The organism is Maridesulfovibrio spiralis (SeqCode), from assembly GCF_048571135.1.
Taxonomy (GTDB): domain Bacteria; phylum Desulfobacterota; class Desulfovibrionia; order Desulfovibrionales; family Desulfovibrionaceae; genus Maridesulfovibrio; species Maridesulfovibrio spiralis.
The window spans coordinates 3,243,601-3,267,043 of sequence record NZ_CP182344.1; the positions used below are offsets into that span (position 1 = coordinate 3,243,601).

At 47.3% G+C, this 23,443-nt stretch carries 22 protein-coding genes and 3 tRNA genes; 13 read left to right on the forward strand and 12 right to left on the reverse strand.

Translation table 11 applies throughout. The annotated features are described in order from the left end of the window. Positions 1-161: 161 nt before the first annotated feature. Complete coding sequence (gene ercA, locus ACNI29_RS14460; RefSeq protein WP_419779068.1) at positions 162-1,322, forward strand: alcohol dehydrogenase-like regulatory protein ErcA; 1,161 nt, start codon at positions 162-164, stop codon at positions 1,320-1,322. Next, on the forward strand, positions 1,306-2,952 hold the full coding sequence (locus ACNI29_RS14465) for a PAS domain-containing sensor histidine kinase (RefSeq protein WP_419779069.1): 1,647 nt from the start codon (positions 1,306-1,308) through the stop codon (positions 2,950-2,952). The genes ercA and ACNI29_RS14465 overlap by 17 nt, the downstream gene beginning before the upstream one ends. Before the next feature lie 27 nt (positions 2,953-2,979). Here ACNI29_RS14465 and ACNI29_RS14470 read toward each other — a convergent pair whose 3' ends face one another. From ACNI29_RS14470 to ACNI29_RS14480, 3 genes are all read right to left on the reverse strand, one after another. Next, the gene (locus ACNI29_RS14470; protein ID WP_419779070.1) at positions 2,980-4,137 is read right to left on the reverse strand and encodes a hypothetical protein; all 1,158 of its coding nucleotides are present in this window, start codon (positions 4,135-4,137) and stop codon (positions 2,980-2,982) included. A gap of 16 nt (positions 4,138-4,153) precedes the next feature. After that, positions 4,154-5,812, reverse strand: a complete 1,659-nt coding sequence (locus tag ACNI29_RS14475; RefSeq protein ID WP_419779071.1) for a Na/Pi cotransporter family protein — start codon at positions 5,810-5,812, stop codon at positions 4,154-4,156. Positions 5,813-5,992: 180 nt separating this feature from the next. Further along, on the reverse strand, positions 5,993-6,466 hold the full coding sequence (locus tag ACNI29_RS14480) for an OmpH/Skp family outer membrane protein (protein WP_419779072.1): 474 nt from the start codon (positions 6,464-6,466) through the stop codon (positions 5,993-5,995). A 247-nt stretch (positions 6,467-6,713) separates the two neighbouring features. Between ACNI29_RS14480 and pyk the strand changes: the two genes are divergently transcribed. Then, positions 6,714-8,141: a pyruvate kinase gene (pyk, locus tag ACNI29_RS14485; protein WP_419779073.1), complete on the forward strand. Its 1,428-nt coding sequence runs from the start codon at positions 6,714-6,716 to the stop codon at positions 8,139-8,141. 55 nt (positions 8,142-8,196) lie between these two features. On the opposite strand, the gene ACNI29_RS14490 is transcribed toward pyk, so the two are convergent. After that, positions 8,197-8,607 carry a cereblon family protein gene (locus ACNI29_RS14490; protein ID WP_419779074.1) on the reverse strand — a complete coding sequence of 137 codons (411 nt, stop codon included), beginning with the start codon at positions 8,605-8,607 and terminating at the stop codon, positions 8,197-8,199. 128 nt (positions 8,608-8,735) lie between these two features. After that, a tRNA-Asn gene (locus tag ACNI29_RS14495) sits at positions 8,736-8,811 on the reverse strand. Positions 8,812-9,003: 192 nt separating this feature from the next. Here ACNI29_RS14495 and ACNI29_RS14500 point away from each other — a divergent pair. Beyond that, on the forward strand, positions 9,004-9,825 hold the full coding sequence (locus tag ACNI29_RS14500; RefSeq protein WP_419779075.1) for a substrate-binding periplasmic protein: 822 nt from the start codon (positions 9,004-9,006) through the stop codon (positions 9,823-9,825). 45 nt (positions 9,826-9,870) lie between these two features. Here the strand turns inward: ACNI29_RS14500 and ACNI29_RS14505 are convergent. After that, positions 9,871-9,946: transfer RNA gene (locus ACNI29_RS14505), tRNA-Asn, on the reverse strand. 320 nt (positions 9,947-10,266) lie between these two features. Continuing rightward, positions 10,267-10,342 (reverse strand) — tRNA-Asn (locus tag ACNI29_RS14510). A gap of 277 nt (positions 10,343-10,619) precedes the next feature. Here ACNI29_RS14510 and lysS point away from each other — a divergent pair. The 9 genes from lysS (at position 10,620) to ACNI29_RS14555 (ending at position 20,507) form a co-directional block, all read left to right on the forward strand. After that, complete coding sequence (lysS, locus tag ACNI29_RS14515) at positions 10,620-12,146, forward strand: lysine--tRNA ligase (RefSeq protein WP_419782112.1); 1,527 nt, start codon at positions 10,620-10,622, stop codon at positions 12,144-12,146. After that, on the forward strand, positions 12,143-13,372 hold the full coding sequence (locus tag ACNI29_RS14520) for a lipoprotein-releasing ABC transporter permease subunit (protein WP_419779076.1): 1,230 nt from the start codon (positions 12,143-12,145) through the stop codon (positions 13,370-13,372). The genes lysS and ACNI29_RS14520 overlap by 4 nt, the downstream gene beginning before the upstream one ends. Continuing rightward, positions 13,365-14,048, forward strand: coding sequence for an ABC transporter ATP-binding protein (locus tag ACNI29_RS14525; protein ID WP_419779078.1), 684 nt, complete (start codon positions 13,365-13,367; stop codon positions 14,046-14,048). The genes ACNI29_RS14520 and ACNI29_RS14525 overlap by 8 nt, the downstream gene beginning before the upstream one ends. Continuing rightward, positions 14,035-16,749, forward strand: coding sequence for an outer membrane protein assembly factor BamA (gene bamA, locus ACNI29_RS14530; protein ID WP_419779079.1), 2,715 nt, complete (start codon positions 14,035-14,037; stop codon positions 16,747-16,749). The genes ACNI29_RS14525 and bamA overlap by 14 nt, the downstream gene beginning before the upstream one ends. Positions 16,750-16,846: 97 nt before the next feature. Next, positions 16,847-17,374 (forward strand): OmpH/Skp family outer membrane protein, encoded by a 528-nt coding sequence (locus ACNI29_RS14535; RefSeq protein WP_419779080.1) that lies wholly within the window; start codon positions 16,847-16,849, stop codon positions 17,372-17,374. A 5-nt stretch (positions 17,375-17,379) separates the two neighbouring features. After that, the gene (gene lpxD / locus ACNI29_RS14540; protein ID WP_419779082.1) at positions 17,380-18,408 is read left to right on the forward strand and encodes a UDP-3-O-(3-hydroxymyristoyl)glucosamine N-acyltransferase; all 1,029 of its coding nucleotides are present in this window, start codon (positions 17,380-17,382) and stop codon (positions 18,406-18,408) included. A 1-nt stretch (position 18,409) separates the two neighbouring features. Then, complete coding sequence (fabZ, locus tag ACNI29_RS14545) at positions 18,410-18,874, forward strand: 3-hydroxyacyl-ACP dehydratase FabZ (protein WP_419779083.1); 465 nt, start codon at positions 18,410-18,412, stop codon at positions 18,872-18,874. Continuing rightward, entirely contained in the window at positions 18,874-19,680 is an 807-nt protein-coding gene (lpxA, locus tag ACNI29_RS14550) for an acyl-ACP--UDP-N-acetylglucosamine O-acyltransferase (RefSeq protein WP_419779085.1), read from the forward strand. The genes fabZ and lpxA overlap by 1 nt, the downstream gene beginning before the upstream one ends. Continuing rightward, complete coding sequence (locus ACNI29_RS14555) at positions 19,677-20,507, forward strand: LpxI family protein (protein WP_419779087.1); 831 nt, start codon at positions 19,677-19,679, stop codon at positions 20,505-20,507. Before lpxA ends, ACNI29_RS14555 begins: the two co-directional genes overlap by 4 nt. Before the next feature lie 131 nt (positions 20,508-20,638). Here the strand turns inward: ACNI29_RS14555 and ACNI29_RS14560 are convergent, their stop codons facing one another. From ACNI29_RS14560 to ACNI29_RS14580, 5 genes are read right to left on the reverse strand one after another with little or no spacing between them, the layout of a single operon-like run. Then, positions 20,639-20,884 (reverse strand): FmdB family zinc ribbon protein, encoded by a 246-nt coding sequence (locus ACNI29_RS14560; RefSeq protein WP_419779088.1) that lies wholly within the window; start codon positions 20,882-20,884, stop codon positions 20,639-20,641. A 13-nt stretch (positions 20,885-20,897) separates the two neighbouring features. Continuing rightward, positions 20,898-21,266: a CGGC domain-containing protein gene (locus tag ACNI29_RS14565; protein ID WP_419779090.1), complete on the reverse strand. Its 369-nt coding sequence runs from the start codon at positions 21,264-21,266 to the stop codon at positions 20,898-20,900. A 12-nt stretch (positions 21,267-21,278) separates the two neighbouring features. Beyond that, positions 21,279-22,136, reverse strand: a complete 858-nt coding sequence (locus ACNI29_RS14570; RefSeq protein ID WP_419779091.1) for an ATP-binding protein — start codon at positions 22,134-22,136, stop codon at positions 21,279-21,281. A 1-nt stretch (position 22,137) separates the two neighbouring features. Further along, positions 22,138-22,998, reverse strand: coding sequence for a nucleotide-binding protein (locus ACNI29_RS14575; RefSeq protein WP_419779093.1), 861 nt, complete (start codon positions 22,996-22,998; stop codon positions 22,138-22,140). A 50-nt stretch (positions 22,999-23,048) separates the two neighbouring features. After that, on the reverse strand, positions 23,049-23,300 hold the full coding sequence (locus tag ACNI29_RS14580; protein ID WP_419779094.1) for a hypothetical protein: 252 nt from the start codon (positions 23,298-23,300) through the stop codon (positions 23,049-23,051). Positions 23,301-23,443: the final 143 nt, after the last annotated feature.

A 23,443-nucleotide genomic window follows, 5' to 3' on the forward strand; every position in this document is an offset into this window, starting at 1 on the left:
TAAGCCTGCTACATTGCAGCAGACTTAGGGTAAGTTTTTTAGGTTTCACTTTCTGCTGTTGCACCTTGGTGACGTTTTATGCTAGTTTTTTATATGGTTGATAAAAAGATGTTGATGCATTTTTATAGGTGCTGATTTGTCCTCAAACTGTGGAGGAAAGTGTGAAAGAAGTCTTGGCGATGAGGAAATTTGTCGCTCCTGAACTTGTTTTCGGGGTCGGTTCTTCAAAGCTTGCAGGGCAGTATGCGGAAAATTTTGGGGTCAGCAGGGCGTTGATTGTTACCGATCCTGGGATTGTCGGATGCAGCTGGGTGAAAGGTGTGCAGGAAAGTCTGGAAGATGCAGGAATTGAAACCTTTATTTTCAGCAATGTTTCCGAAAATCCCCGCGATGTGGAAGTTATGCAGGGAGCTGAATTTTATCTTGAGAACCGATGTGATTGTATCATTGCTGTCGGTGGTGGAAGCCCCATGGACTGCGCCAAAGGGATTGGCATTGTAACCACCAACAATTCCCATATTTTGAATTTTGAGGGCGTGGATATGGTTGAGGTTCCCGGTCCTCCTCTCATTTGTATTCCCTCTACAGCAGGCAGTTCTGCCGATGTTTCCCAGTTTGCTATCATCACTGATACGGTGCGTGATGTAAAAGTCAGTATTGTCAGTAAAGCTATGGTTCCTGATGCCGCTTTGATTGATCCTGAATTGACGGTTACCATGGATGCCCAGCTCACTGCAGCTACCGGGCTGGATGCGTTGACCCATGCCATAGAAGCTTATGTTTCAAATGCTAATTCAGCCCTGACTGATTTATTTGCACTTGATGCCATTGAGCTTGTTTCCAAGAATCTCGCCGGGGCCATAAATGACCCGCGAAATATTGAATTGCGTGGCCGGGTTATGCTTGGGTCCATGGAAGCTGGACTTGCTTTTTCCAACGCTATTCTCGGTGCTGTGCATGCTATGGCCCACAGTCTGGGCGGCTTACTTGATCTCCCGCACGGCGAATGTAATGCCATTCTTTTGCCTTATGTAATTAAAACTAATTATTCCTATGCGGTAGAGCGGTACGTTAATGTCGCCCAGAGAATGGGGGTTGATGTCACCGACAAAAGTAATGACCAGATTTGTGATGAATTGGTTGAGGCTGTTATCGCCTTACGTAAATCCGCAGGGATGAATAAATCCCTTGGTGATCTGGGTTTGAGCCGTGAGGATATCCCCCAGCTTGCCGAACTTGCTTTGCAGGATGCCTGCATGGTCACCAACCCCGTTGAACTTAGTCAGGAAGACGTTGAGAAAATTTATGAAGCGGCGTTATAAACCAAAACCTAACGACGATGTTCGCAACAAGCTTATCGGGCTTGGCGAAAATTCTATGCGCAAAAGTTATTATCCTGAACTTCGTGAAAGGATTAATGAGCTGGAACGCTTCCGGGCTTTGGTTGAAAATGCCAACGACGCGCTTTTTGTTCTCGATGCATTTTCATGGACATTTGCCGACATCAACAAGACCGCACTTCAAAAAACTAATTATACCCGCGAAGAGATGCTGGACAGCCCCCCGGAACTGGTTTTCCCGGAGGAAACATGTTTCATGCTGCATGAAGTGTTGATCGATGATGACATGTATACATCATGGGATAAAGAAGATGTCTCCATGACAGAGTTGCTGGGCAAGGATAACCTGAAGACTCCGGTGGAAATGACTCTCCGGGTGCATTACGTTGGCGGAAGGTTGTATATTGTCATGGTAGCCCGCGACGTGACCCGCCGACTTAATGATCAGCGGGAACTGCGCCGTGCCCGCAATTATCTCGGAAACGTTATTGATTCCATGCAGTCTGTCCTTGTCGGGGTTGATGAAGTTGCCAATGTGGTTCTCTGGAATGATCATGCCCACAAGGAAACAGGTATCCCGTCTGACAAAGCTCAAGGACGTTTTATATATGATGTGATGCCGGAATTGCGTCGGTTTGAGCCTCTTATTTCTTCGACGATTAATGGTGATACAGAAGGCGGTACAAAAATTTTTCATCTTGATCGCGGCGGCGAGACTGTTTTTTTTGAAATAGTAGTGTTTCCGTTCAAAGGAGATGAAGACGGTGCTGTAATTCGTGTTGATGACATCACCGCCCGCACACGTATGGAAGAAGTGATGGTGCAGACTGAGAAAATGATGACCGTGGGCGGACTTGCTGCCGGCATGGCTCATGAGATTAATAATCCGCTTGGTGGTATTCTGCAGGGAATCCAGAATATTCAGCGCAGGATTTCAAATCCACTGCCTAAAAACCGTTCCGCTGCAGAGGAACTGGATATTCCGTTTGAAGCCATTCATGAATATTGCGAAAAGCGGGGGATTATTTCCAAGCTGGATTCAGTCAGGAATCTTGGTGAGCGTTCAGCACGTATCGTTTCCAACATGCTCCAGTTCAGCCGCCAGTCAGGTGGGGAAAGGGGCTGTAATGATATTAAGGAAATTGTCGAAACAGCCATAGAACTTTCATTCAGCAGTTATGATTTTTACAGCAAATCAGGTGGCGGAGGCTTAGAGATAATCAAGGATCTGGATGATTCCGTTCCACATCTCCTGTGTTCTGCTTCAGAGATCGAACAGGTGCTGATCAATTTACTTAAGAATTCGGTGCAGGCTATTCTATCCACTCCGGGCTGGAAAGAGGAAAACGTTTCCCGGATCATTGTCCGGTTGAAATCAGAAGCGGATGTTATTTGTTTGGAGATTGAGGATAACGGCCCGGGGATGGATGCCGAAACACGTAAAATGGCATTGGAACCATTTTTCACTACCAAGCCCGCCGGAGAAGGGACAGGGCTTGGACTTTTTGTTTCTTATTTTATCGTTACCCAGAAGCATGATGGAATATTTGAGATCGAAACCAGCCCTGGCAAGGGGATGAAAGTAGTCATCAAGCTTCCGTCCGGGTGCTGATTCCAATCAGGATGTTAATGGCTCTATCTACATAGAACGCTCAATTGCATCAGCTCTGTTTTCCATCTGCGTAGCGACACCGGATAATATTTTGCTTCCGGACCCAATTGATTTAATTTTCTTTTCGTCATCCTTCACCCTGCGGAAAAACCACTGGGCTATGTAAAAAGAATCGTCGGGCTTGTCGCATTGTCCGGCGCAGTATGCTTTAATTTTTTCGACGATACCGGACTTAATCTTTTCTCGGATGGTGATATACTCTTTCAGTAATTTTCCGGAGTGACTGGCTTTTTTGCGTGCAGATTCTGTTTGTGTATTGCGGGACTGGTCAAGGTTCAGCTGAAAGATCCCGTTGGCGGAATCAACTTTTTTCGAAGCCATGATGTAGCTGTCCATTGCCTGAATCAGGTCCGGGTTATCTGCAACAGCTTTGAGAACTGCTGCAACATGGCGAACGGACTGGGCACTGACCCGGAACATCTCAGCGCGTTGGGCGCGGCTTAGTTCACGCATGGAGAACGAGTCTCCCTCAATAAATCTGCGCTCGGCCATAATCCCTTTTTCTTCCACAAGGTCTAGAAACTGGGCGGTCCGGGATTTGGAAAGTTCTGCCAGTCTGTTCGGTGTCAGCAGATATGACCAGATATCCTTGCGCGCGGTGACAAGGTTTTGTGCTTCGGGCATCAGGCCGCGCAGGTTCAGCCCGAAGTGCATGTTGATTGATTTGAAAGAAGCTGTACTGAACCCTGATTTGGATTTGTATGGCAGTGTACCTGCCGGGTAATAGTTGTCAGCAACGTACTGGGCAAGGTTGTCGAGGAAAACTTCTGTGATGATGGTTTCCTTGATTGCCTCAACTGCTTTTTCAACCGGACTTGAAGCTGTGTTGTTATCAGCTTTGAAAGCAGGTTTCTCGGTAGGTTTTTGTTCTTCTGCTTTTTTTTCAGGCTTTACTTCAGCTGTTATATTTTCCCCCGGTGTGGTTTTGATCTCATTGCCGGACTTAGCCACTTTCCCGGAAACGGGCATTTTTACACTGGATCCGTTTTCATTAACCCATGCCGGGGCATCCACTTCAACCCCGGTCTTTTCGCTTAGATCCTTCTTTACATAGAAAAACAGGGCTGCCGCAGAAATAATGAAAACAGCGGTAAAAATGAGTGCGGGAATTTTGAATTTATTCATTTTCGCTCCAAGTAGGTTACCAGTGGCGGTTCCAAGCGAACTTGACTGTGTTGGTCGGGCAGCAGACCCCGGACTCCGGCCTCATCGCAGCGCGGTAAATAGCCCCTTTGGCTGATTGGCGGATAATGCGTCGTATCTTTGAGAAAAGTTCAAGCTGATCGACCATTTCCGGGACCGGAATTTGTCCGTTTCCGCCCGCCTCAAGTAATTTTGCTTTCAAGTCCTGATACGCTGATAACATGTCATGTATCATGTTGTCGATTTGGCAGAATTCGTTAGAACATGGATTTTCTGCAACATTGAGCACGCCTATACAGGAGTTTTTGAAGACGGTAATCATATCCGCATCCGCACCAAGCAACTCAATGGCTGGCTTGAGCCTTTTCTTTTCAATGGATGCACTGAGCGCTCCGGCCGTTCGAAAATATTGCAGAACGCGCAGGGCAGTAGCTACCTGCTGTCCTTGCTGTTCGGTTAGGGGACGGGTTTGCAGTCTTGCGCAGAATGAGCGTGCAGCTTCAATAAGTCTGTCCTGTGCTTCTTTATCCGTGGGCAGAGCACCGTAGCTGAAGTTCGAGTTCAAACCTTTACGCACAATTGTTCTGGTCAGTGTGCCGATACGCTCCATCTCCAGAGAAAGGGCATCCAGCGCCAAAGTGGGGGTGGCGATAACGTTGTTGTCCAGATACTTGGGGCGTCCGCGTTCATCTTCAAATGAAGAGAAACGTTTTTCAATGAATGAAACCAGTTTATCAGTAAACGGCCAAAGCACCAGCACGCCGAGAAAATTGAATGCGGTATGAAACAGGGCCAGAATAACAGCCGGCTCGTTGTTCAATCCAAGCATATCCATACTGAATAGGATAAATTTAATCAGCACCGGAAGCAGAATCAAAGCTACAAGAGCGGTGATAATATTAAATATGATGTGTCCGGTAGCTACTTTTTTGGCGTTGACAGTGGCTCCGATAACCGAGAGGGCAGCAGTGGAAGTTGTACCGATGTTTGTGCCGATAACCGCAGCTGCGCCCTGATTGAGATCCAGTAGTCCGCTGACAGTAGCTGTAAGCACAAGCGCCATAGCTGCACTGGAACTCTGCATAAGCAGGGTAAGCATCAGGCCAATACCTATGAAGATAGGTATGGAGAGTGCGCCCATAGTCGCAAATGTAGAGAGGTCAATGGATGATTCTATGCCCTTGAAGGCCATCTGCAATGTTGAGATACCCATCAGAAAAAGGCCGAATCCGGATAATGCATCCCCGAAAAAAGCGCGGCGGGTGGTCGGTCCGGTTAAACGCATGATTGATCCCAGTGCGATTACAGGCAGGGCAAAAGCTTTCAGGTTGACGCTGAAGCCGACAGCAGCGACAATCCAGCCGGTAACCGTGGTTCCGATATTGCTGCCGTAGATTACTCCTATGGACTGGGAAAGGGTGATCAGCCCGGCGTTAACAAAGCCGATTACAGCAACAGTTACCGCACTGGACGATTGTACCAGTGCAGTGATCATGAAGCCGGAAAAGAGACCGCGTCCCGGACTTTTGGTCCATTCCCCGAGGATTTTTTTTAATGATCGTCCGGCTGCCTGTTTTAAGCCTGTGGTCATCAGGCGCATGCCGATTAAGAAAAGTCCAAGTCCGCCGAAAAGATTGCCGAGTAATTCTAAATTCATATAATTATGTTCACTAGATTGTTGAAATTAAGAGAGAAAATATAATTTTATAATTCCCTGTGCGCGGGGAAAAATCAAGAGAAAGGTGTGAGTTGCGCGAAAAAGTCATTTTGTAACAAAAACGCCCTCCATTGCCGGGGCAGTGGAGGGCGTTCGGTTGTAACTGAAAATCAGCAGAAATTATTCGGGCTTGATTTTTATTTCCATTTTGTCCATTGATTCGATGATTTTGTCACTGATGTCAGCGGATTTATCGTAACTAATGGCAGAATCTATGCCGAGGATAGCGGAGTAGCCGTTAGCCTTGCGGTAATCATCAACAGCCTTGGTGAAACCGTTCTGGAGTGCTTCTACGATGCGGTTCTGCTCTGCACCCATTTTGTTCTGGTATTCGCCAAGTGCTTCCTGAAACTTACGGGTGTTTTCTTCAGTCTGGTTGCCGCCCATCTGCTTCTGCATTTCGGCGAATTTGGCCTGAAATTCTTCGCTGGACTTTTTAAGGTAATCCATGCCTTCGGCTCCAGCCTTACATTCTTTGAAAACTTTGTTAGTGTCTACGAATCCGATTTTAGCGTTGTTGGATTGTTGCTGGCATCCTGCTACAACGGCTGCCATGGAGATGATCAGTACGAGTTTCAAAATGTTTTTAAGCATTAAATACTCCGGGAGTTAAAATTATTTTCATTTAGAGTTAATCGGTATAAACTCGGAAAGGTGCCATGTAAAATAAAAAAAACATAATTTGAAATTATACTTCATTGAAATTAATTTTTTGTACATTTCCGAAAATTATGTTAGAAATATTTTCGAAAGTGAACATCGTAAAGAGGTGGATCCGCATTTTTCCAATCAATTGGGGATGGTGTAAAAATTTCCCAAATAAAATATTGAGGACAAGATCATGAGAACCAAAGTTGTTGCCACCCTCGGCCCGGGGTCAAGTAATGTTGAGACCATTACCAAGATGGTCCAAAACGGAGTTAGAATCCTCCGCTTGAATTTTTCTCACTCTGACGCAGAAAGTTTTAAGCCCGTGATCGCAATGATCAGACAGGTTGAGAAGGATCTCTCCGTTCCTTTGACCGTCATGGGTGACCTCTGTGGTCCCAAGATCAGAGTCGGTGTAATTGAGGATGCTCCCCACGATATCGATTCCCGTGCTTATGTTTATCTGGGGCTTCCTGAGGTTGCTGACAAGGCCAAAGATCTTCCGTTTATTCCTCTGGATCAGCCCGAATTGCTGCAGGGTCTGGAAGACGGCATGGAAGTTTCTCTCAGTGACGGAATGCTTCAGTTTTTCGTAACCGAAACCTTAGAGACAGATAAACTCTACAAGCTTCAGGCTCAGAACGCAGGTCTTCTTGCTTCCAAAAAAGGTATCACTTTTCCCGGCAAGCATATCGCGCTGCCCGCATTTACCGAGAAGGACAAAGTTGATCTGGCCGGATGTATCGAGATCGGCGTTGATGCGATTGCAATGTCTTTTGTGCAGACCGCACAGGATGTTCAGGATGTTCTGGATGCAATGAACAAGCATGGTGTTGTCCTGCCTATCATTGCTAAAATTGAACGTCAGAACGCTGTTGAAAATATTGAGTCCATTCTGGAAGTTGCCAGCGGCATCATGGTTGCTCGCGGAGACCTCGGCCTTGAGTGCAAACTTTCCATTGTTCCGGTTATCCAGAAGAAACTCATCCGCGCAGCACGCCATGCTCAGAAGCCGGTTATCGTTGCTACCCAGATGATGCTCTCCATGGTTAAAAACCCCATCCCCACCCGTGCGGAAGCAAACGACGTTGCTAACGCTATCATGGATGGTGCGGATTGCTGCATGCTTTCCGAAGAGACTGCAATCGGTGCTTATCCTGCTGAAGCCGTTGGATATATTAAAGAAATCGCAGAAGGAACCGAGCCTTACTATCTGGAGCGCGCCAAAGGGCCCTTCAAGCCTGCTGACGAGCTCGTGCCCAACCCGGTTAAGTATCTGAGCTACTCTGCATGCCTGCTCGCAAAGGATATCGACAGTCCTGCTATCATCTGCCACTCCTCCAGTGGGTCTTCCGCAAGACTGGTTTGCAGCCGTAGACCTGCACAGCCTGTTTACTGCCTGACTCCGGATAAAAGTGTTCCCGCTTATCTGAACTTTTTCTGGGGTATCACTCCGGTTGTTACTGAGTCCAAGCTCACTAACCACAGAGATCGCCTTGTGGAATTTCTTGAAGCGGAAGATAAGTTTGAAAAGGGCGAAGGTTTTGTGCTTGTTTCCGGTCAGCCCACTCCGGGACAGACTATGCCCAAGACCAACGAAGTAAAGCTCTACTACAAATAGTATAAGAAACTCATATGACATTAAGAATCCCGCTTCCAATGGAGGCGGGATTTTTTTATTCAGAAATTTTGTCTCTGATCAGTCCATAGAAAGATACGGAGTCAGACTGGAACCTCCAGCCTAGATGGGCTGAGCATTTGTTGCAGACAGCAAGCTGCCATGTATACCCGGAAAACCATGTAAACTCATTGGATGGTTTTCCGGCTGAAATACATCCTGTGGCGGCAGAATAGCACCTGATCTGAAATACATATCCATGTGGGTTGAAAAAGGAGTGCTCGTGGCTGTCATTCACATTGGTGGCAAATGAATTGTCTGTAATTTCAGCACCGCAGCTACGGCAGAGCACTTTCTTTTTCTCTGGAGCAGCCAAAGATGTCTTGTCTTTTACTTCAAGGTCGGAATCTGAGCCGGGAGGGGGGCTTTTAAGAAGCGAGATGGGGAGATGGGGGTAAGTTGTCTGCATGACTAAATATACCCCGCGAAGAGCAGGAGTGCAAAGAAAAGAATAAGTTTACCGTGTCGATGTGCTTAAGTCAGAGGGATAGGTCATAAAAAAGGCTGCTTTCAAATGAAAGCAGCCTTTGAGCTATCTGGCTCCCCGGGAGGGACTTGAACCCCCAACCTAGTGATTAACAGTCACCCGCTCTGCCGATTGAGCCACCGAGGAATATTTCGTGTTGTGCGGTTCCCCGCTGCAACGAAGATTGGTTCTACGGACTTGTTTTGAAGTTGTCAAACATTATATGAAATTTAATTAAATTTTTATGTTTTAGTTCCGTAGAGGTGTATAATTTGAATGTTTTTGATATGTTATTTGTGGAGCCTAGGTTTTATAGCCCTAAAATGAGGAAGGTCTTATATGAAAGTTTTAAAATATTTTTTCATTATATCAATAGGGTGGGCAGCTCTTTTTATGTTTGCGTCAACTGCATGGGTGGCGGAGCCTATTATTGTGTCGTCGGTTATATATCCGCCGTTAGTGTTTGAAAAGGAAACCCCCGGTTTTGGCGAAGGTATGCTTAGGGATATTGTGACTGAGGCATTTCGAGTTGAGGGTGCCGATGTCGAATATTCTCTTCTGCCTATGTCTAGAAATGTTTGGTCAATTGCTTCGAAAGTTGGTGATTGCTGTTTAGGGGCTATGGAGTGGTTCGAGAGAAGCGGGCTGGCCGATGAAGTGGAGCCGGTAGATATTATCAAGCTTAAATTTGTTGCTTTTTATAAGGTTAAGAATTTTCCAGACGGGATTGATTTTGAACGTTTGGAGGAGTTGCAGGGCTACTCCTTTGGTAATGTTCGAGGGAGCAGTAGTCAGCGAACATTGGATGCGGCTGGATTGGAAACGGATCTCGTTAGAAACATACGTCTTAATTTTATGAAGCTGGAAGTTGGTCGATTCGATTTCGCTATCAGTTTTCATGTCACGGGCGAGTATCTGATTTGGGACTTGTTTCCTGATAAAGAGGCAGAGTTCAGTTATTTGGGCAAGCCTATTCAGGAGATGACGCTTTCGGTTATTTTTCAAAAGCGACAGAGGGGGATGAGGGAGAAGTTTACAAAGGGGCTGGAGAAAATCGCACGCGACGGAACATATTATTCAATTTTAAAGAGATATCATGTGGGCGGATATGTCCCGGATGAAATTATACCTGACACTCTGCGGGGGATTGCAAAACACTGAAATAAAAAAAGGCTGCTTTCATATGAAAGCAGCCTTTGAGCTATCTGGCTCCCCGGGAGGGACTTGAACCCCCAACCTAGTGATTAACAGTCACCCGCTCTGCCGATTGAGCCACCGAGGAATATTTTGTGTTGTGCGGTTTCCCGCTGCAACGAAGACGGTTCTACGGATTTGCCGTGCTCATGTCAAACATTATCTTTAATTTAATTTAAAAAAACTTTAGACTTTATTGAATAGTCCCTTTGGATGGTCGAATCTGCTTGTTCTCGGCATTCTCAGCAGCTCTTTTGTGAGAAGGCGAGGCTTTTTCCGAAGTAGGAATTTTCAGGGTATATATATTTAATGTAGGGCAATTGGATAAGATCTTTTGTTGTCGTGAGTAGGTTGGCTTATTGAAATAAAAAAAGGCTGCTTTCAAATGAAAGCAGCCTTTGAGCTATCTGGCTCCCCGGGAGGGACTTGAACCCCCAACCTAGTGATTAACAGTCACCCGCTCTGCCGATTGAGCCACCGAGGAATATTTCGTGTTGTGCGGTTTCCCGCTGCAACGAAGATGGTTTTTACGGATTTGTAGCGCACTTGTCAAACATTTTTTTCAAAAAATATTTGTGTGTGAAAGTGAACTATAAAAGATGTACTTTCTTGACGACAAAGGGTAATTAGCTTAGGCAATCAACGGATCTTGTATTTATCTAGACTTTATTCGGTTACGGAGAATTAATAACTTGAGCGGCAAGAAGAAAAAGCAAATCAAGCTGGCAACCAAATCAGAGCATGTGCAATCATTTATGCCCATGCTTGAGGCTCTGCAAGCTCAGAACGAACTCAATCAGGTTCTGAAGAATCGCGTGGAAAAAGCCTGTGGTCTTCTCGACGAAGGCATACCGCTTTATCCCAATGACTTCAGTAAAGATACAGACGTCTCAGATATCTGGGACAATTATGACAATATCGGAGGCGAAGAGCTGGAATCTCTGGGCAAGAAATTCAAACTTGCCGGAAGAGTTATCACCCACCGTTCCTTTGGTAAGGTCGCATTCTTTCATCTTCAGGATCCTACCGGCAGGATTCAGGTCTATGTGGCGAGGGATGATCTCGGCGCAGACCTCTACAAAATTTTCAAAAAATTCGACATCGGCGATATCGTCGGGGTTGAAGGTACTCTTTTCAGGACCAAGACTGACGAACTGACCGTCAAGGCTGAACAGGTTGACCTGATTACCAAATCCATGCGTCCGCTTCCCGAGAAGTACCACGGGCTCAAGGATGTGGAGACCAGGTATCGGCAGCGTTACGTGGACCTGATTGTTACACCCCGCGCACGTGAGATTTTTCAGAAGCGAACCCTTATAGTAAGGTGTATTCGTAACTATCTGGATTCCAAGGGCTTTATGGAAGTGGAAACTCCCATGATGCATCCCATCGCAGGCGGGGCGGCAGCACGTCCGTTCACCACCCATCACAATGCCCTTGATATGCAGCTCTATATGCGCATCGCGCCGGAGCTTTACCTCAAGCGCCTGTTGGTTGGCGGATTCGAAAGAGTCTACGAAATCAACCGTAACTTCCGTAACGAAGGTATTTCCGTTCGGCATAACCCTGAATTCACCATGCTTGAATTCTACTGGGCTTACGCTGACTTCGAAGATCTTATGGATCTAACCGAAGAGATGATCTCCTCCGTATGTCAGGAAGTTAACGGAACTACTGTTATTGATTATCAGGAAGAGAAGATCGATTTGACCCCCGGAGCGTGGCATCGCGTAGCCTTCCACGAATCCCTTGAGACTATCGGTGGTGTTTCTCCTGAGGTCTATAATGATTACGATAAGTGTAAGGAGCTTGTTAAGAAGCTCGGTGAGAAAGCTGTTGAGGGTGAAAAACTCGGCAAGCTTCAGGCCAAGCTTTTCGACGCACTGGTTGAGCCCAAGCTGATCCAGCCGCACTTCATCTATCATTACCCCACTGATATTTCTCCTCTTTCCAGAAGGAACGAAGAGAACCCCGATATTACAGACCGTTTTGAGTTGTTCATTTATGGTCGCGAACTGGCTAACGCCTTTTCCGAACTGAATGACCCTGTGGACCAGCGTTGCAGGTTCATGGAACAGGTTGCTGAAAAAGATGCTGGTGATGATGAAGCCCACAACATGGACGAAGATTATGTCCGTGCCCTTGAATACGGTATGCCTCCGGCTGCCGGGCAGGGTATCGGTATTGACCGTCTGGTTATGCTGCTTACTGACAGTGCAAACATCAGGGAAGTCATCCTGTTCCCGCTTCTCAGGCATGAGGGTGCTTCTAATAATGGTGGCTCATGAGGTTTGAACTCTTCGTCGCACTGAGGTATCTCTTTACCCTGAGGAAAAACTCTTTCATCTCGGTGATTTCTCTCTTTGCCGTGTGCGGCGTTGCTCTGGGTGTAGCAGCCCTGATTGTGGTGATAGGGGTTATGAACGGTTTTTCAACCGACCTCCGCGATAAAATTCTCGGAGTGAATGCCCATGTCATCGTGACCGCATATGACGGCACGCTTGAAAATTATCATCACATGACAGATCGAATTGAAAAGATTTCGGGCGTTACAGGTGTAACGCCCTTTATCTATTCTGAAGTCATGCTTTCCAGCGGTGGTGGCGTTAAGGGAGTTGTTCTGCGCGGCGTTGATTCCGATACCGCCAAAGGTGTGCTCAGCCTGCCCGGGGATATGCTCTCAGGTAGTGTTGACTGTCTTGGAAAAGAAGGTAAAATCCCTGAAATAGTTATCGGAAATCAGCTGGCTAAACGACTGGGACTTGTCATTGGCGAGACCGTTAACCTGCTTTCGCCTTCCGGAACGCGCACTGCGGCCGGTTTTACCCCGAAAGTCAGGGTTTTCAAGGTTGGCGGAATCTTCAGGACCGGGATGTATGAATACGATTCCTCGCTGGCATACATCAGTAATGTCGCTGCCCAGAAATTGCTGGGATTTAAGCGTGATTTTGTTTCCGGCCTTGAAATTCGTCTGGCTGACGTATATGCAGTTGATAAGATAGGCGATCTTCTTGATAAAGAACTCGCTGGATATCCGGTGCAGATCAGGAACTGGCAGGAAATGAATGCTAACCTGTTCGCTGCCCTCAAGCTCGAAAAGACCGCTATGTTCATCATTCTGGCAATGATCGTCATGGTCGGTTCATTCAGCATCATCACTACTTTGGTTATGCTGGTAATGCAGAAGACCAAAGATATTGCTGTGTTGATGTCCATGGGCGCAACATCGGGAAGTATCAGAAGAATTTTTATGCTGCAGGGTACATTAATCGGCTTGATTGGAACCGGCACCGGATACCTCATCGGGGTTCCCGTGGCACTGTTGCTTAAAAAGTATCAGTTCATCAAGTTGCCGAGCAATGTTTACCCGGTGGATTATCTGCCTATCAGAATGGATTGGGTGGATCTTACAGTAATTGGTGTAGCAGCTTTCACGCTCTGTTTTTTGGCGACTTTGTATCCCGCCAGACAGGCAGCTGCCCTCGAACCGGCACAGGCTTTAAGGTATGAGTAATTTGCTTTACGAACTTACAGATGTCGTAAAAGAATACGAAGGACCGACTGAGACTGTGCGGATTCTGGATAACGTTAACCTGAAGGTTGAAGCCGGAGAGTCCCTTGCCATTCTCGGGGCGTCCGGATCTGGTAAGACTACACTGCTTCACATTCTCGGTACCTTGGATACTGCTTCAAGTGGAAATATCCAATTTGCGGGAATGAATATTAATGATATGACACCTGAAAAACGGGCCGAAGTGAGAAACAGGGGAATTGGTTTTGTTTTTCAGTTTCATCACCTTCTTCCGGAGTTTAGCGCTCTGGAAAATGTCGCTCTTCCTGCCATGATGGCAGGCATAAGTCAGAGGGAAGCTTCTGACATGGCCCGTGAAGCCCTTGGGCTGGTAGGGTTGCAAAACAGACTCGACCACAGGGTGACGACCCTGTCCGGCGGGGAAAGGCAGAGAGCCGCAATTGCGCGCGCTGTTCTTCTGAAACCGAGAGTTTTGCTTGCAGATGAACCTACCGGCAACTTGGATGAGAAGACAGGGAAGATGGTTGGAGAGATGCTGGCTTCCCTTAATGAAGAGCTAGGAATGACGCTCGTGGTTGTGACCCACAACATGGAACTGGCCGGTGTTATGAACCGTCGGCTAGAGTTGCGTTCCGGAGAACTGTATGCCCAGAACTAGAATTCTGCTTTTACTGATTGCGGCGACTTTTGCTTTCCTGATTCATTTCGGGGCCGGCAAAGCACAGGCTGATGAAGCCTCCAGTGTGATTCTCGCCGTACTTCCCTTTGAAGTTAATGCTGATGCTGATACCCAATACCTTAAAGACAGTTTACCCACTCTTCTTTCCGACAGATTGCGCGAAGCCGGGTTTCGCGTGGTTAACCAGCAGAAAGTTATGCAGATCGTGGATGAGCAGGGGTTTGAATTTTTAAATATTCAGGCTGCGAAAGATATGGCTTTGCTTTCAGGAGCTGGATATTCCATATATGGTAGTTTCAGCCAGATTGGTGAAGACCTCAGCTTGGACGTCCGTCTTGTGGAAGCTTTCGGTATGAAACCGGCTGTTCCGCTTTTTGTATCTAAGAAAGGTTTGATCAACCTGCTGCCGGCAGTAGACGAGCTTGTCTCCAAAGTGAAGCTGGAGTTGCTTAGTCAGGATAAAATTGCCGATATTGAAGTCCGGGGCTGCCGGGTGCTTGATAAAGACGTCATCCTGATGCGTACCAATATCAAGACCGGAGATATTTATACTCCCTCCAAGATCAACGCTGACCTCAAGAATATTTATGCGCTCGGGTACTTTGATGATGTAAAGGTCAAAGTTACCGATGTTCCCGGCGGAAAGAAAATTATATTTGATGTTAAGGAAAGACCTCGCATTCAGGCTATTTCGGTTAAGGGCGAAGACGCAATTGATGCGGATGATATTCTTGCAGCACTGAATACCAAGAAAGGCGCGGTTCTGAACCCTAAAGTTCTTTCAGACGACTTGAATACCCTGCGCGAAATGTACCGCAAAGAAGGGTATTACAACGCCAAGATCGATTACAGTATTGACGGAGAAGGGGCGCAGGCTCGCTTGAACCTTAATATTGATGAAGGCAACAAGCTCTACATTGAAGGCATTATCATCGAAGGAGCCAAGCACCTTGATCCTGATGACATCAAAGGTGAATTAGCACTCACTGAAAGAGGGTGGCTCTCATGGTTTACCAAGACCGGTATTCTCAAAGAAGAGTTGCTTGAGAGAGATGCTGCGGCTATCCATGCTTATTACGGGAACCGAGGTTTCATTGATGCTAAAGTCGGTCAGCCCGAAGTTGATATTAAAGAAGACGGTATCTACGTCACATTTAAAGTCGCTGAGGGGGATCGTTACAAAGTTGGTAAAGTCGCCTTTCAGGGTGATTTGATTGTTAAAAAATCCAGATTGCGTGAGCTTATAACTGCTGACGATATGTCTGAAGGCGGCGAGTATCTTGACCGCTCCTTGCTGCGGGAAGATATGAAATCCCTTTCCGATTTTTATTCCAACTATGGATATGCCTACGCTGAAGCAAATATTAAATTTGACCAGCACAGGGATGATAAAACTGTTGATATCACTTTCATCATCTCAAAACGTCAGAAAGTTCATATCCGCCGTGTAATCATCGAAGGTAACGCCAAGACAAGAAACAACGTTATTCTACGTGAAATGCGTCTGGCTGACGGTGATCAGTTCAGCGGTTCCAAATTGAAACGCTCCATTGTCCGTCTGAACAAGCTTGATTACTTCAGCGAAGTCGACATTGAGCCAGTTCCTACCGGAGACCCCGGAGAAATGGACCTCAAGGTCAAGATCAAGGATAAAAACACCGGTATGATCAGTGGTGGTATCGGTTACTCCACATCTGACAGTGTCTTTGTTTCTGCGAAGATCACTGAACGTAACCTTTTCGGTCGCGGCTGGGAATTCGGACTGAACGGTGGCTGGAGCTCCAAGACCATCAGCTACGGGCTGAACTTCTACAACCCCCGCATCAATGATACCCGCTGGGGAGGAGGATTCAGGACCTACTGGCGTGATGATGATTTTACCGATTACGATAAACAGACTATCGGGGGTGTTATTTCCGCAGGTTATCCCCTTGGTGAATACACTTCTTTCTATACCAACTATCGTTTGGATAACTATGAAATCTCCGAAGTGTCTGATAATGCAGCGCAGGATATCAAAGATATTGAAGGCTTCAACTGGTCCAGTGTTGTTACCGCCGGTTTGAAGCGCGATACAACCAACAAGGCTTTCAACCCGTCCTCTGGTACTTTGAATAACCTGGTTGTTGAAATGGGTGGAGGTATCCTCATGGGGGATGACTCCTTTGTAAAGTACACTTATGACTCTAACTACTTCACACCGGTTTTCTGGGATCTTATCTTCCACTGGAAGGGTAGTCTCGGATTTATTCATGATAACTTCGGTGACGGCGATATCCCTGTATTCGAAAGATTTTACCTAGGTGGTATCAATAACGTCCGTGGTTATGACAGTCGTGAGATTTCTCCCCGTGACAGTTCCTCCGGTGACCGTATCGGTGGTAACAAAATGCTCTACATGAACTTCGAGCTTTTGTTCCCTATTAATGAAGAGCTTGGCCTTGTCGGTCTCGGTTTCTTCGATATCGGTAACTCTTGGGATGATGGTCAGGACTTCTTCTACGATACCAAACAGGAAGATGGCAAAGAGCTGTTCCTTGGTATGTACAAGAGTATCGGTGCAGGGCTGCGCTGGTTCTCGCCGATGGGTCCGATCAGAATCGAATACGGTTACGGACTTGATAAGCTTAAAGACAGCTCCAGACATAAGATTGAGTTCTCCATGGGGCAGTTCTTCTAGCAGAGTTTTATGAATTGATGTAAACGAAGGGCATGCTGATTTTCGGCATGCCTTTTCGGCTGAATATTAGACAGGAATTATAAGGAGTATTTTTAAAATGCGTAAAATTCTTTTTGCAGTACTGGTTCTGGTTTTTGCTTTTCAGAGTTCTGCCTTCGCCGCACCCCAGAAAATCGCGGTAGCATCCATGGCTAAACTGATCAAAGACTCTGAAGTTGGTCAGGACGCCCAGAAGAAAATGGAAAAAAGATTCGAGACTGCAAAAAAACAGCTTGAAAGCAAACAGAAAGAACTTGAAAGTCTTAAGCAGGCACTGCAGAAGCAGGCTCTTGTTCTTTCCCTCGAAGCTAAGCAGGACAAAGAACTTGAGTTCAAGCGCAAGGTAAGAGATTATCAGGATCTTGCTCAGGCTACTCAGCGCAAAATGCAGATCGAAGAGAAAAAGGTCGCAACACCTGTTATTGAGCTGCTTAAAAAAGTTGTTACCGATTATGGTAAGAAAAACGGCTACACTGCTATTTACGACAAGAAGACATCCGGTTTTCTGTATGTTGATGGCAGCATCGATATCACCAACCAGCTGCTGCTGGAAATGAACCGCGCATTTAGAGCAGGCAAGAAGTAGGGCTTATGCTTCTTTCAGAACTAGCCGGTCTTATCGGTCTGAAGATGGCAGGTAAGGACAAGGAAATTTCAGGTCTTAACACACTTGAACTTGCAGGTCCTTCCGAATTGTCCTTTCTGGCAAATGCCAAGTACGAAGCTGCGCTGAAGACTACTAAAGCCGCAGCTGTCGTACTGGAAGAGAAATATGCAGATCAGGTGGAGTCCGCTTTAATCAGTGAGAACCCCTACATGGATCTGGCTAAAGCCATGCATGTTTTTTCCCGCCCGCAGGGCTGTGTGGAAGGAATTCATGAGTTGGCCTTCATTCATCCTGATGCGCAAGTTGATGAGAGCGCTACAGTTTATCCTTTTGCCTTTATTGGCAAGGATTCAAAAATCGGTCCGAACTGCAAAATTTTTGCCGGTACTTATATCGGTGAAGATGTTGTGCTCGGACCGGGCTGCATTATTTACCCGAATTGTTCCCTCATGGCCGGAACTGTGCTCGGAGCCAGTGTTATCGTTCAGCCCGGATCTGTAATCGGCGGTGACGGTTTCGGATATGCTCAGGTTTCCGGCAAACATATGAAGATCCCCCAGATCGGTACTGTCGAGCTGCAGGATCAGGTCGAAGTCGGAGCAAACACCTGTATTGACCGCGCTGCTCTTGATGTTACCAGAATCGGTTCGGGAACTAAGATTGATAACCTTGTCCAGATTGCCCATAACGTAACTACTGGCGAGGATTGTCTCATTATTTCCCAGTCCGGGGTTGCTGGCAGCACCAAGCTTGGTAATTCCGTAATTCTCGCCGCTCAGGCCGGACTTGTGGACAATATCAAGATTGGCGATGGAGCACTGATCGGCGCGCAGGCCGGGGTAACAAATGATATCCCTGCCGGATTCATGGGTGCCGGTTCCCCGATCCAAGAGAAGGGGAATTTTTTAAGATCCTCCATTTATCATAGAAAATTACCTGATATGGCCAAGAAGATGTCTAAGCTTGAAAAGCGTATCAAGGCACTCGAAGCAGAATTAAGCAAGGAAGATTAAAGTGAGTAATTCAACTCCCGATATTATCGATATTAAAGGGATTATGGGGATGCTTCCCCATCGCTATCCTTTTCTTCTCGTTGACCGTGTAGAAGAGGTCAAGCCCGGTGAGTCCATCAGGGCGTACAAGAATGTCACCATGAATGAGCCTTTTTTCCAGGGGCATTTCCCGGGTCTTCCGGTCATGCCCGGCGTTCTGATCGTGGAAGCCCTTGCTCAGGCTGGAGGCATTATTGTGCTCAGCACTGATGATGTTGAAACCGAAGATAAGGTTTTCCTCTTTACCGGAATTAACAAGCTCAAATTCCGGAGACCTGTTGTCCCCGGTGATAAGCTTGTTCTTGAAGTCAACGACGTTAGGCGTAAAATGAATATCTGGAAAATGAAGTGTGTCGCAACTGTTGACGGAGAAATTGCCGTTCAGGGTGAAGTTTCCGCAGCGATTGTCGACAAGGAGTCCGTATAGTGGCTACTGAAATCCATCCCAGTGCTATAGTTGACCCGGGTGCGCAGATTGGCGAGAACGTTAAGATCGGTCCTTTCTGTGTAATTGAGAGCAATGTTGTCATCGGTGACGATTGTACTATCGATGCTCATGCCCAGATCAAGAAATACACCAGCATGGGTAAGGGCAATGTTGTCCATACCGGAGCTGTGCTTGGTGGTGATCCGCAGCATCTCGGTTTCAAAGGTGAGCCTACTACCGTTGAAATCGGCGATAACAACATTTTCCGCGAATACATGACCATCCATCGTGGTACTGTACAGGGTTGTGAAAAAACCGTGGTTGGCAGCAACTGCATGATCATGGCTTACGTTCATATCGCCCATGACTGCATTGTCGGTAATAATGTCATCATGGCTAACGCAACAAGTCTTGCCGGTCATGTCGAAGTTGGTGATTTTGTAACCATCAGCGGTCTGTCCGGTATCCACCAGTTCGTAAGAATCGGTGAGTACGCATTTCTCGGTGCAATGTCCGGCTTTGGTCAGGATATTCCCCCGTACATGCTGGCAACCGGAGTCCGCGGCGTGCTGCATGGACCTAACTCCGTAGGTCTTAGAAGACACGGTTTCAAATCCAAAACCTGTCTCGATATTAAAAAGGCTTACCGCATTATTTTCCGTTCAGGTCTTACTCGCGAAGAGTCTCTTGAAATGGCTGAGAATGAGTTCCCCGACACTCCTGAAGTGGCGCGCCTCATAGAGTTCATCAAGACCAGCGAAAGGGGTATCTGCCCTGCTGACCGGACACCTGAAAAGAATTTATGAGCAAAAAAGACACAATAGGTCTTATAGCCGGGGGGGGACAATTTCCCCTCCTGGTTGCAAAAGGAGCCGCAGCACAGGGTAATCGTGTTGTGGCTGTTTTTTTTAAAGGCCATTCAAATTTCGAAGTGGACGAATACGTTGAAGAGTCTGTGGAGCTTAAGCTCGGCCAGCTCAACAAGCTGATTTCATTTTTTAACAAAAATGGAGTCAACAAAGTGGTCATGGCCGGAACCATCAACAAGCCCAAGGCGTTTGATATTCGTCCTGATTTCCGCGCTGCAAAACTGCTTTTCAAGCTTGCGACCAAAGGCGATGATGTCTTGTTGCGGACTATTGCTAATGAATTTGAGTCTGAAGGTATGCAGGTGGTCGGGCCGCATGAATATGCCCCTGAGCTGCTCACTCCCTCCGGTTTTTTGACCAAGCGCAAGCCGAACGAAGTTGAGCGGTCAGATCTCTCTTTTGGTTGGAAGATCGCTCGCGATCTTGGTCGCATGGATATCGGCCAATGCGTTGTTGTTCGTGAAGGGGTCGTTGCTGCTGTCGAAGCCATTGAAGGTACCGACGCAGCCATCAAGCGCGGTTGTGAGCTTGGCGGAAAGGGCTGTTGCATTGTGAAAGTTTTCAAGCCCGGTCAGGAAAAGCGCGTGGATATGCCTTCTATCGGCCTTAAAACCGTACAGGGTATGAAAGATTTGGGTGCGACCTGTCTCGGCGTCGAAGCCGGTAAGAGCCTCTTTTTCGATCTCGACGAGTCTATCAAATTTGCCGAAAAGCACGGCATCACAATTGTCGGGCTGACTCAGGAGTTGATTGACGATCTTTAATAAGCTCCGCAGGTAGATTTTTAGAAGACAATTAAAAATAAAGTCGCAATATCTCATAAGATATTGCGACTTTATTTTTGCAAAACTATCAAAACAAAGCGGCGAAGCCTCGATAAAAAGTTTTGGGATTCTTAAGCCTTGCCGCAGCAGGAGCCGGGTACGCATCCTTTGGATGATGGGTTGCCACCGCAGCATCCGGTTCCTGCGGCATCAGGGACGTTGGGTGTTTCTTTTCCGGTCAGCGATGAAGTGGAGGACATGAGTTTTTCCCCGGCGGGTTTGCCGCAGCTGGGGCACTCGGTTGTCTGGGTGTTTACGCTGGTAATCTCTTCGTACACGTTTCCGCATTCGCGGCATTTATATTCATAAATCGGCATAATCTAAAAGCTGTTAACCAAAAATGTTTTCGGGGATGTAGGGGTGTGTGCCTTCGACGACTTCACATCCAGCCTTGGCTTTGATTTTTTTCAGAAGCACGTCCTTGTGCGGGCAGTGCATGGTAATGCAGGGGGCAACATAAACTTTGTTCGGAACTTCGTCCATAGGCGCGTTCCAAAGCTTCATGTGGGCCATTCTGGTCACAATGCCGCTGCCGGGGCAGCCGCCGCAACCAACGATTGCGGTCAGTTCAGCATCATCAGCACAGTCTTTGAATTCGCCTTCTCGGCGGTTGAAACCGACCATGCAGCGGGAGCAGCCGATACAGATGTCGTCCATTGCCGAGCTGCAACCGAGGATAACGATTTTTTCCTTACTCATGCTTCTCTCCAATTAAAGGTTTGCTTCCATTTTAGTCCAGATGGCCTCTATCTTTTTCCCCATGCCATCCGGGTCATATTCAACTGCGGATTGACCTGCGAGCTGAGCCTTTGAAAAAATGGTGTCGTACGGCAGTTCCCCTGCGAGCAGGATATTCTTTTCAGCGCAGAAGGTGCGGATTTCCTGTTCCTTTTCGGCGTTGATCCCGCATTTGTTTATGATCGTCATGGAGGGGATTCTGAAATGTTCAGTGAGTTTGTGGACCCGCTTCAGGTCGTGGATAGCCGAGATTGTCGGTTCGGCTACGAAAACAGCGAGGTCAGCATTGGTCAGCGAGGCGATTACCGGACAGCCTACCCCGGGGGAACCGTCCACAAGTACCAGTTCAGCACCAATCTCTTCGCCAACCTCAGCAGATGCATTGCGCACGGTTGTAACCAGCTTACCTGAGTTTTCTTCACCGATACCGAGTTCGGCATGAATCATCTGGCCGAAACGGGTTTCGGAGCGGAACCACTGGCCGCAAAGGCGTGGCGAGACTGAAACAGCTTCAACCGGGCAGACATACGAGCAGACTCCGCAACCTTCACATTTTTCAGGCATGATTCTGAATTCATCCGAAATCGCATCAAATTTACAGTGCTCGACACAAAGTCCGCACTGGGTGCAGAGTTCCGGATTGATTTCCGGGCGTTCACCGCTGAGGAAATCGTGCCTGTCTTTAATTTCAGGATGCATGATCAGGTGCAGGTCCGCAGCATCAACATCGCAGTCCGCTAGAACTTTCTTGGGGCCGATTGAGGCCAGTCCGGAAACCACGCTGGTCTTTCCGGTTCCGCCTTTACCGCTAATTACTACTAACTGTTTCATTCTATTCTGCTCCGCTCACATGTGCTTGGATTGAAGACCATATTTTGGCAAATTCTTCCTCGAATCCGGGGATATCCTTATAGAGAAGGTGTCCTTCCGAATATTTGGATGCGGCTTCGCGGCTGTGCGGAAGCGATCCAAGCAAGGGAACACTTTTTTCAACGAGGTATTTTTCTACCCGGTCATCACCCATGCCCGCACGGTTGATGATCACACCGCAGGGTTTTCCGAGAGTCTGCATCAGCTGCACAGCGAGGTTGAGGTCGTGCAGGCCGAAGGGGGTGGGTTCAGTTACCAGAACCACAAAGTCGGTTCCGTCGATTGATTCCACTACCGGACAGGAGGTTCCGGGAGGGCAGTCGAGAATGTTGATTTCCGCTTCCGGGGAAATGTTTTTAACAGCATTAATCAGCGGAGGAGCCATTGCTTCGCCGATACGCATCAGCCCTTTTGAAAAATGAATGTTGCCTGCTTTACCGGTAGAAGTTGTACCGATTTCACGTTGGCCTTTACCTATGGCATCGGCAGGGCAGGCCAGCTCGCAAAGACCGCAGCCGTGGCATAGTTCGGAAAAGCACAGCACGGAATCAACCATCCAGATCAAGGATTTGAATCGGCAGAGTTCAATGCATTTTTTACAGGATTCGCCGAGACATTTATCCTCATCAATATCCGGTACGGTGAGGTATTCGGGTTTTTCCTCGCCGAGTTCAGGATTGAGGAAAAAGTGCGCATTGGGTTCTTCCACGTCACAATCGGTGAAGCTCACGCTTTTGCCTAAAGAATCAAGATAGGCGGCGAAGTTAACGGCTACGGTAGTTTTTCCGGTTCCGCCTTTACCGCTGGCAATTGCTATTTTCATATATCGTGTTCCTTAAAAAAGATTCCGGCACCTAAGTGCCGGAACAATCATTATTTGTTGGCTTCAGCCTTGAGTTTGCGGTTTTCGGCTTCAAGATTGGCGATACGCTTTTCCAGATCGTTGGTGTATTGATCCGGTAAGTTTTGTTGTACGCCCATGAATCGGCATGAACCGTCACGCTTCCTCATTCCTGCACCCTGGCTCATGCCCCGGTACATATCTTGGCCCAGACCCTGACCACGTCCTGCGCCTTGTCCGCGTCCGAAGCCCTGTCTGTTTCCGGCGCCTCTACCTTTGGCCATTCCGGCTCCGCAAGGACCAAGTCCTCGACCCGCCCTTTGGGAGCTATTGTTATTTCTGTTGGTAAATGGCATTGTTGCTCCTCTGTTTAAGTTATCTTCACTTTGATATTAGCAACTGCCGTGCCTCGCTTTTAATTTCAGTT

Excerpts from the sequence above, each read along its gene's own strand:
- ACNI29_RS14465 (WP_419779069.1), top strand. The coding sequence starts at position 1,306 with ATGAAGCGGCGTTATAAACCAAAACCTAACGACGATGTTCGCAACAAG.
- ACNI29_RS14470 (WP_419779070.1), bottom strand. The coding sequence starts at position 4,137 with ATGAATAAATTCAAAATTCCCGCACTCATTTTTACCGCTGTTTTCATT.
- ACNI29_RS14475 (WP_419779071.1), bottom strand. The coding sequence starts at position 5,812 with ATGAATTTAGAATTACTCGGCAATCTTTTCGGCGGACTTGGACTTTTC.
- ACNI29_RS14480 (WP_419779072.1), bottom strand. The coding sequence starts at position 6,466 with ATGCTTAAAAACATTTTGAAACTCGTACTGATCATCTCCATGGCAGCC.
- pyk (WP_419779073.1), top strand. The coding sequence starts at position 6,714 with ATGAGAACCAAAGTTGTTGCCACCCTCGGCCCGGGGTCAAGTAATGTT.
- ACNI29_RS14490 (WP_419779074.1), bottom strand. The coding sequence starts at position 8,607 with ATGCAGACAACTTACCCCCATCTCCCCATCTCGCTTCTTAAAAGCCCC.
- ACNI29_RS14500 (WP_419779075.1), top strand. The coding sequence starts at position 9,004 with ATGAAAGTTTTAAAATATTTTTTCATTATATCAATAGGGTGGGCAGCT.
- lysS (WP_419782112.1), top strand. The coding sequence starts at position 10,620 with ATGCTTGAGGCTCTGCAAGCTCAGAACGAACTCAATCAGGTTCTGAAG.
- ACNI29_RS14520 (WP_419779076.1), top strand. The coding sequence starts at position 12,143 with ATGAGGTTTGAACTCTTCGTCGCACTGAGGTATCTCTTTACCCTGAGG.
- ACNI29_RS14525 (WP_419779078.1), top strand. The coding sequence starts at position 13,365 with ATGAGTAATTTGCTTTACGAACTTACAGATGTCGTAAAAGAATACGAA.
- bamA (WP_419779079.1), top strand. The coding sequence starts at position 14,035 with ATGCCCAGAACTAGAATTCTGCTTTTACTGATTGCGGCGACTTTTGCT.
- ACNI29_RS14535 (WP_419779080.1), top strand. The coding sequence starts at position 16,847 with ATGCGTAAAATTCTTTTTGCAGTACTGGTTCTGGTTTTTGCTTTTCAG.
- lpxD (WP_419779082.1), top strand. The coding sequence starts at position 17,380 with ATGCTTCTTTCAGAACTAGCCGGTCTTATCGGTCTGAAGATGGCAGGT.
- ACNI29_RS14555 (WP_419779087.1), top strand. The coding sequence starts at position 19,677 with ATGAGCAAAAAAGACACAATAGGTCTTATAGCCGGGGGGGGACAATTT.
- ACNI29_RS14560 (WP_419779088.1), bottom strand. The coding sequence starts at position 20,884 with ATGCCGATTTATGAATATAAATGCCGCGAATGCGGAAACGTGTACGAA.
- ACNI29_RS14565 (WP_419779090.1), bottom strand. The coding sequence starts at position 21,266 with ATGAGTAAGGAAAAAATCGTTATCCTCGGTTGCAGCTCGGCAATGGAC.
- ACNI29_RS14570 (WP_419779091.1), bottom strand. The coding sequence starts at position 22,136 with ATGAAACAGTTAGTAGTAATTAGCGGTAAAGGCGGAACCGGAAAGACC.
- ACNI29_RS14575 (WP_419779093.1), bottom strand. The coding sequence starts at position 22,998 with ATGAAAATAGCAATTGCCAGCGGTAAAGGCGGAACCGGAAAAACTACC.
- ACNI29_RS14580 (WP_419779094.1), bottom strand. The coding sequence starts at position 23,300 with ATGGCCAAAGGTAGAGGCGCCGGAAACAGACAGGGCTTCGGACGCGGA.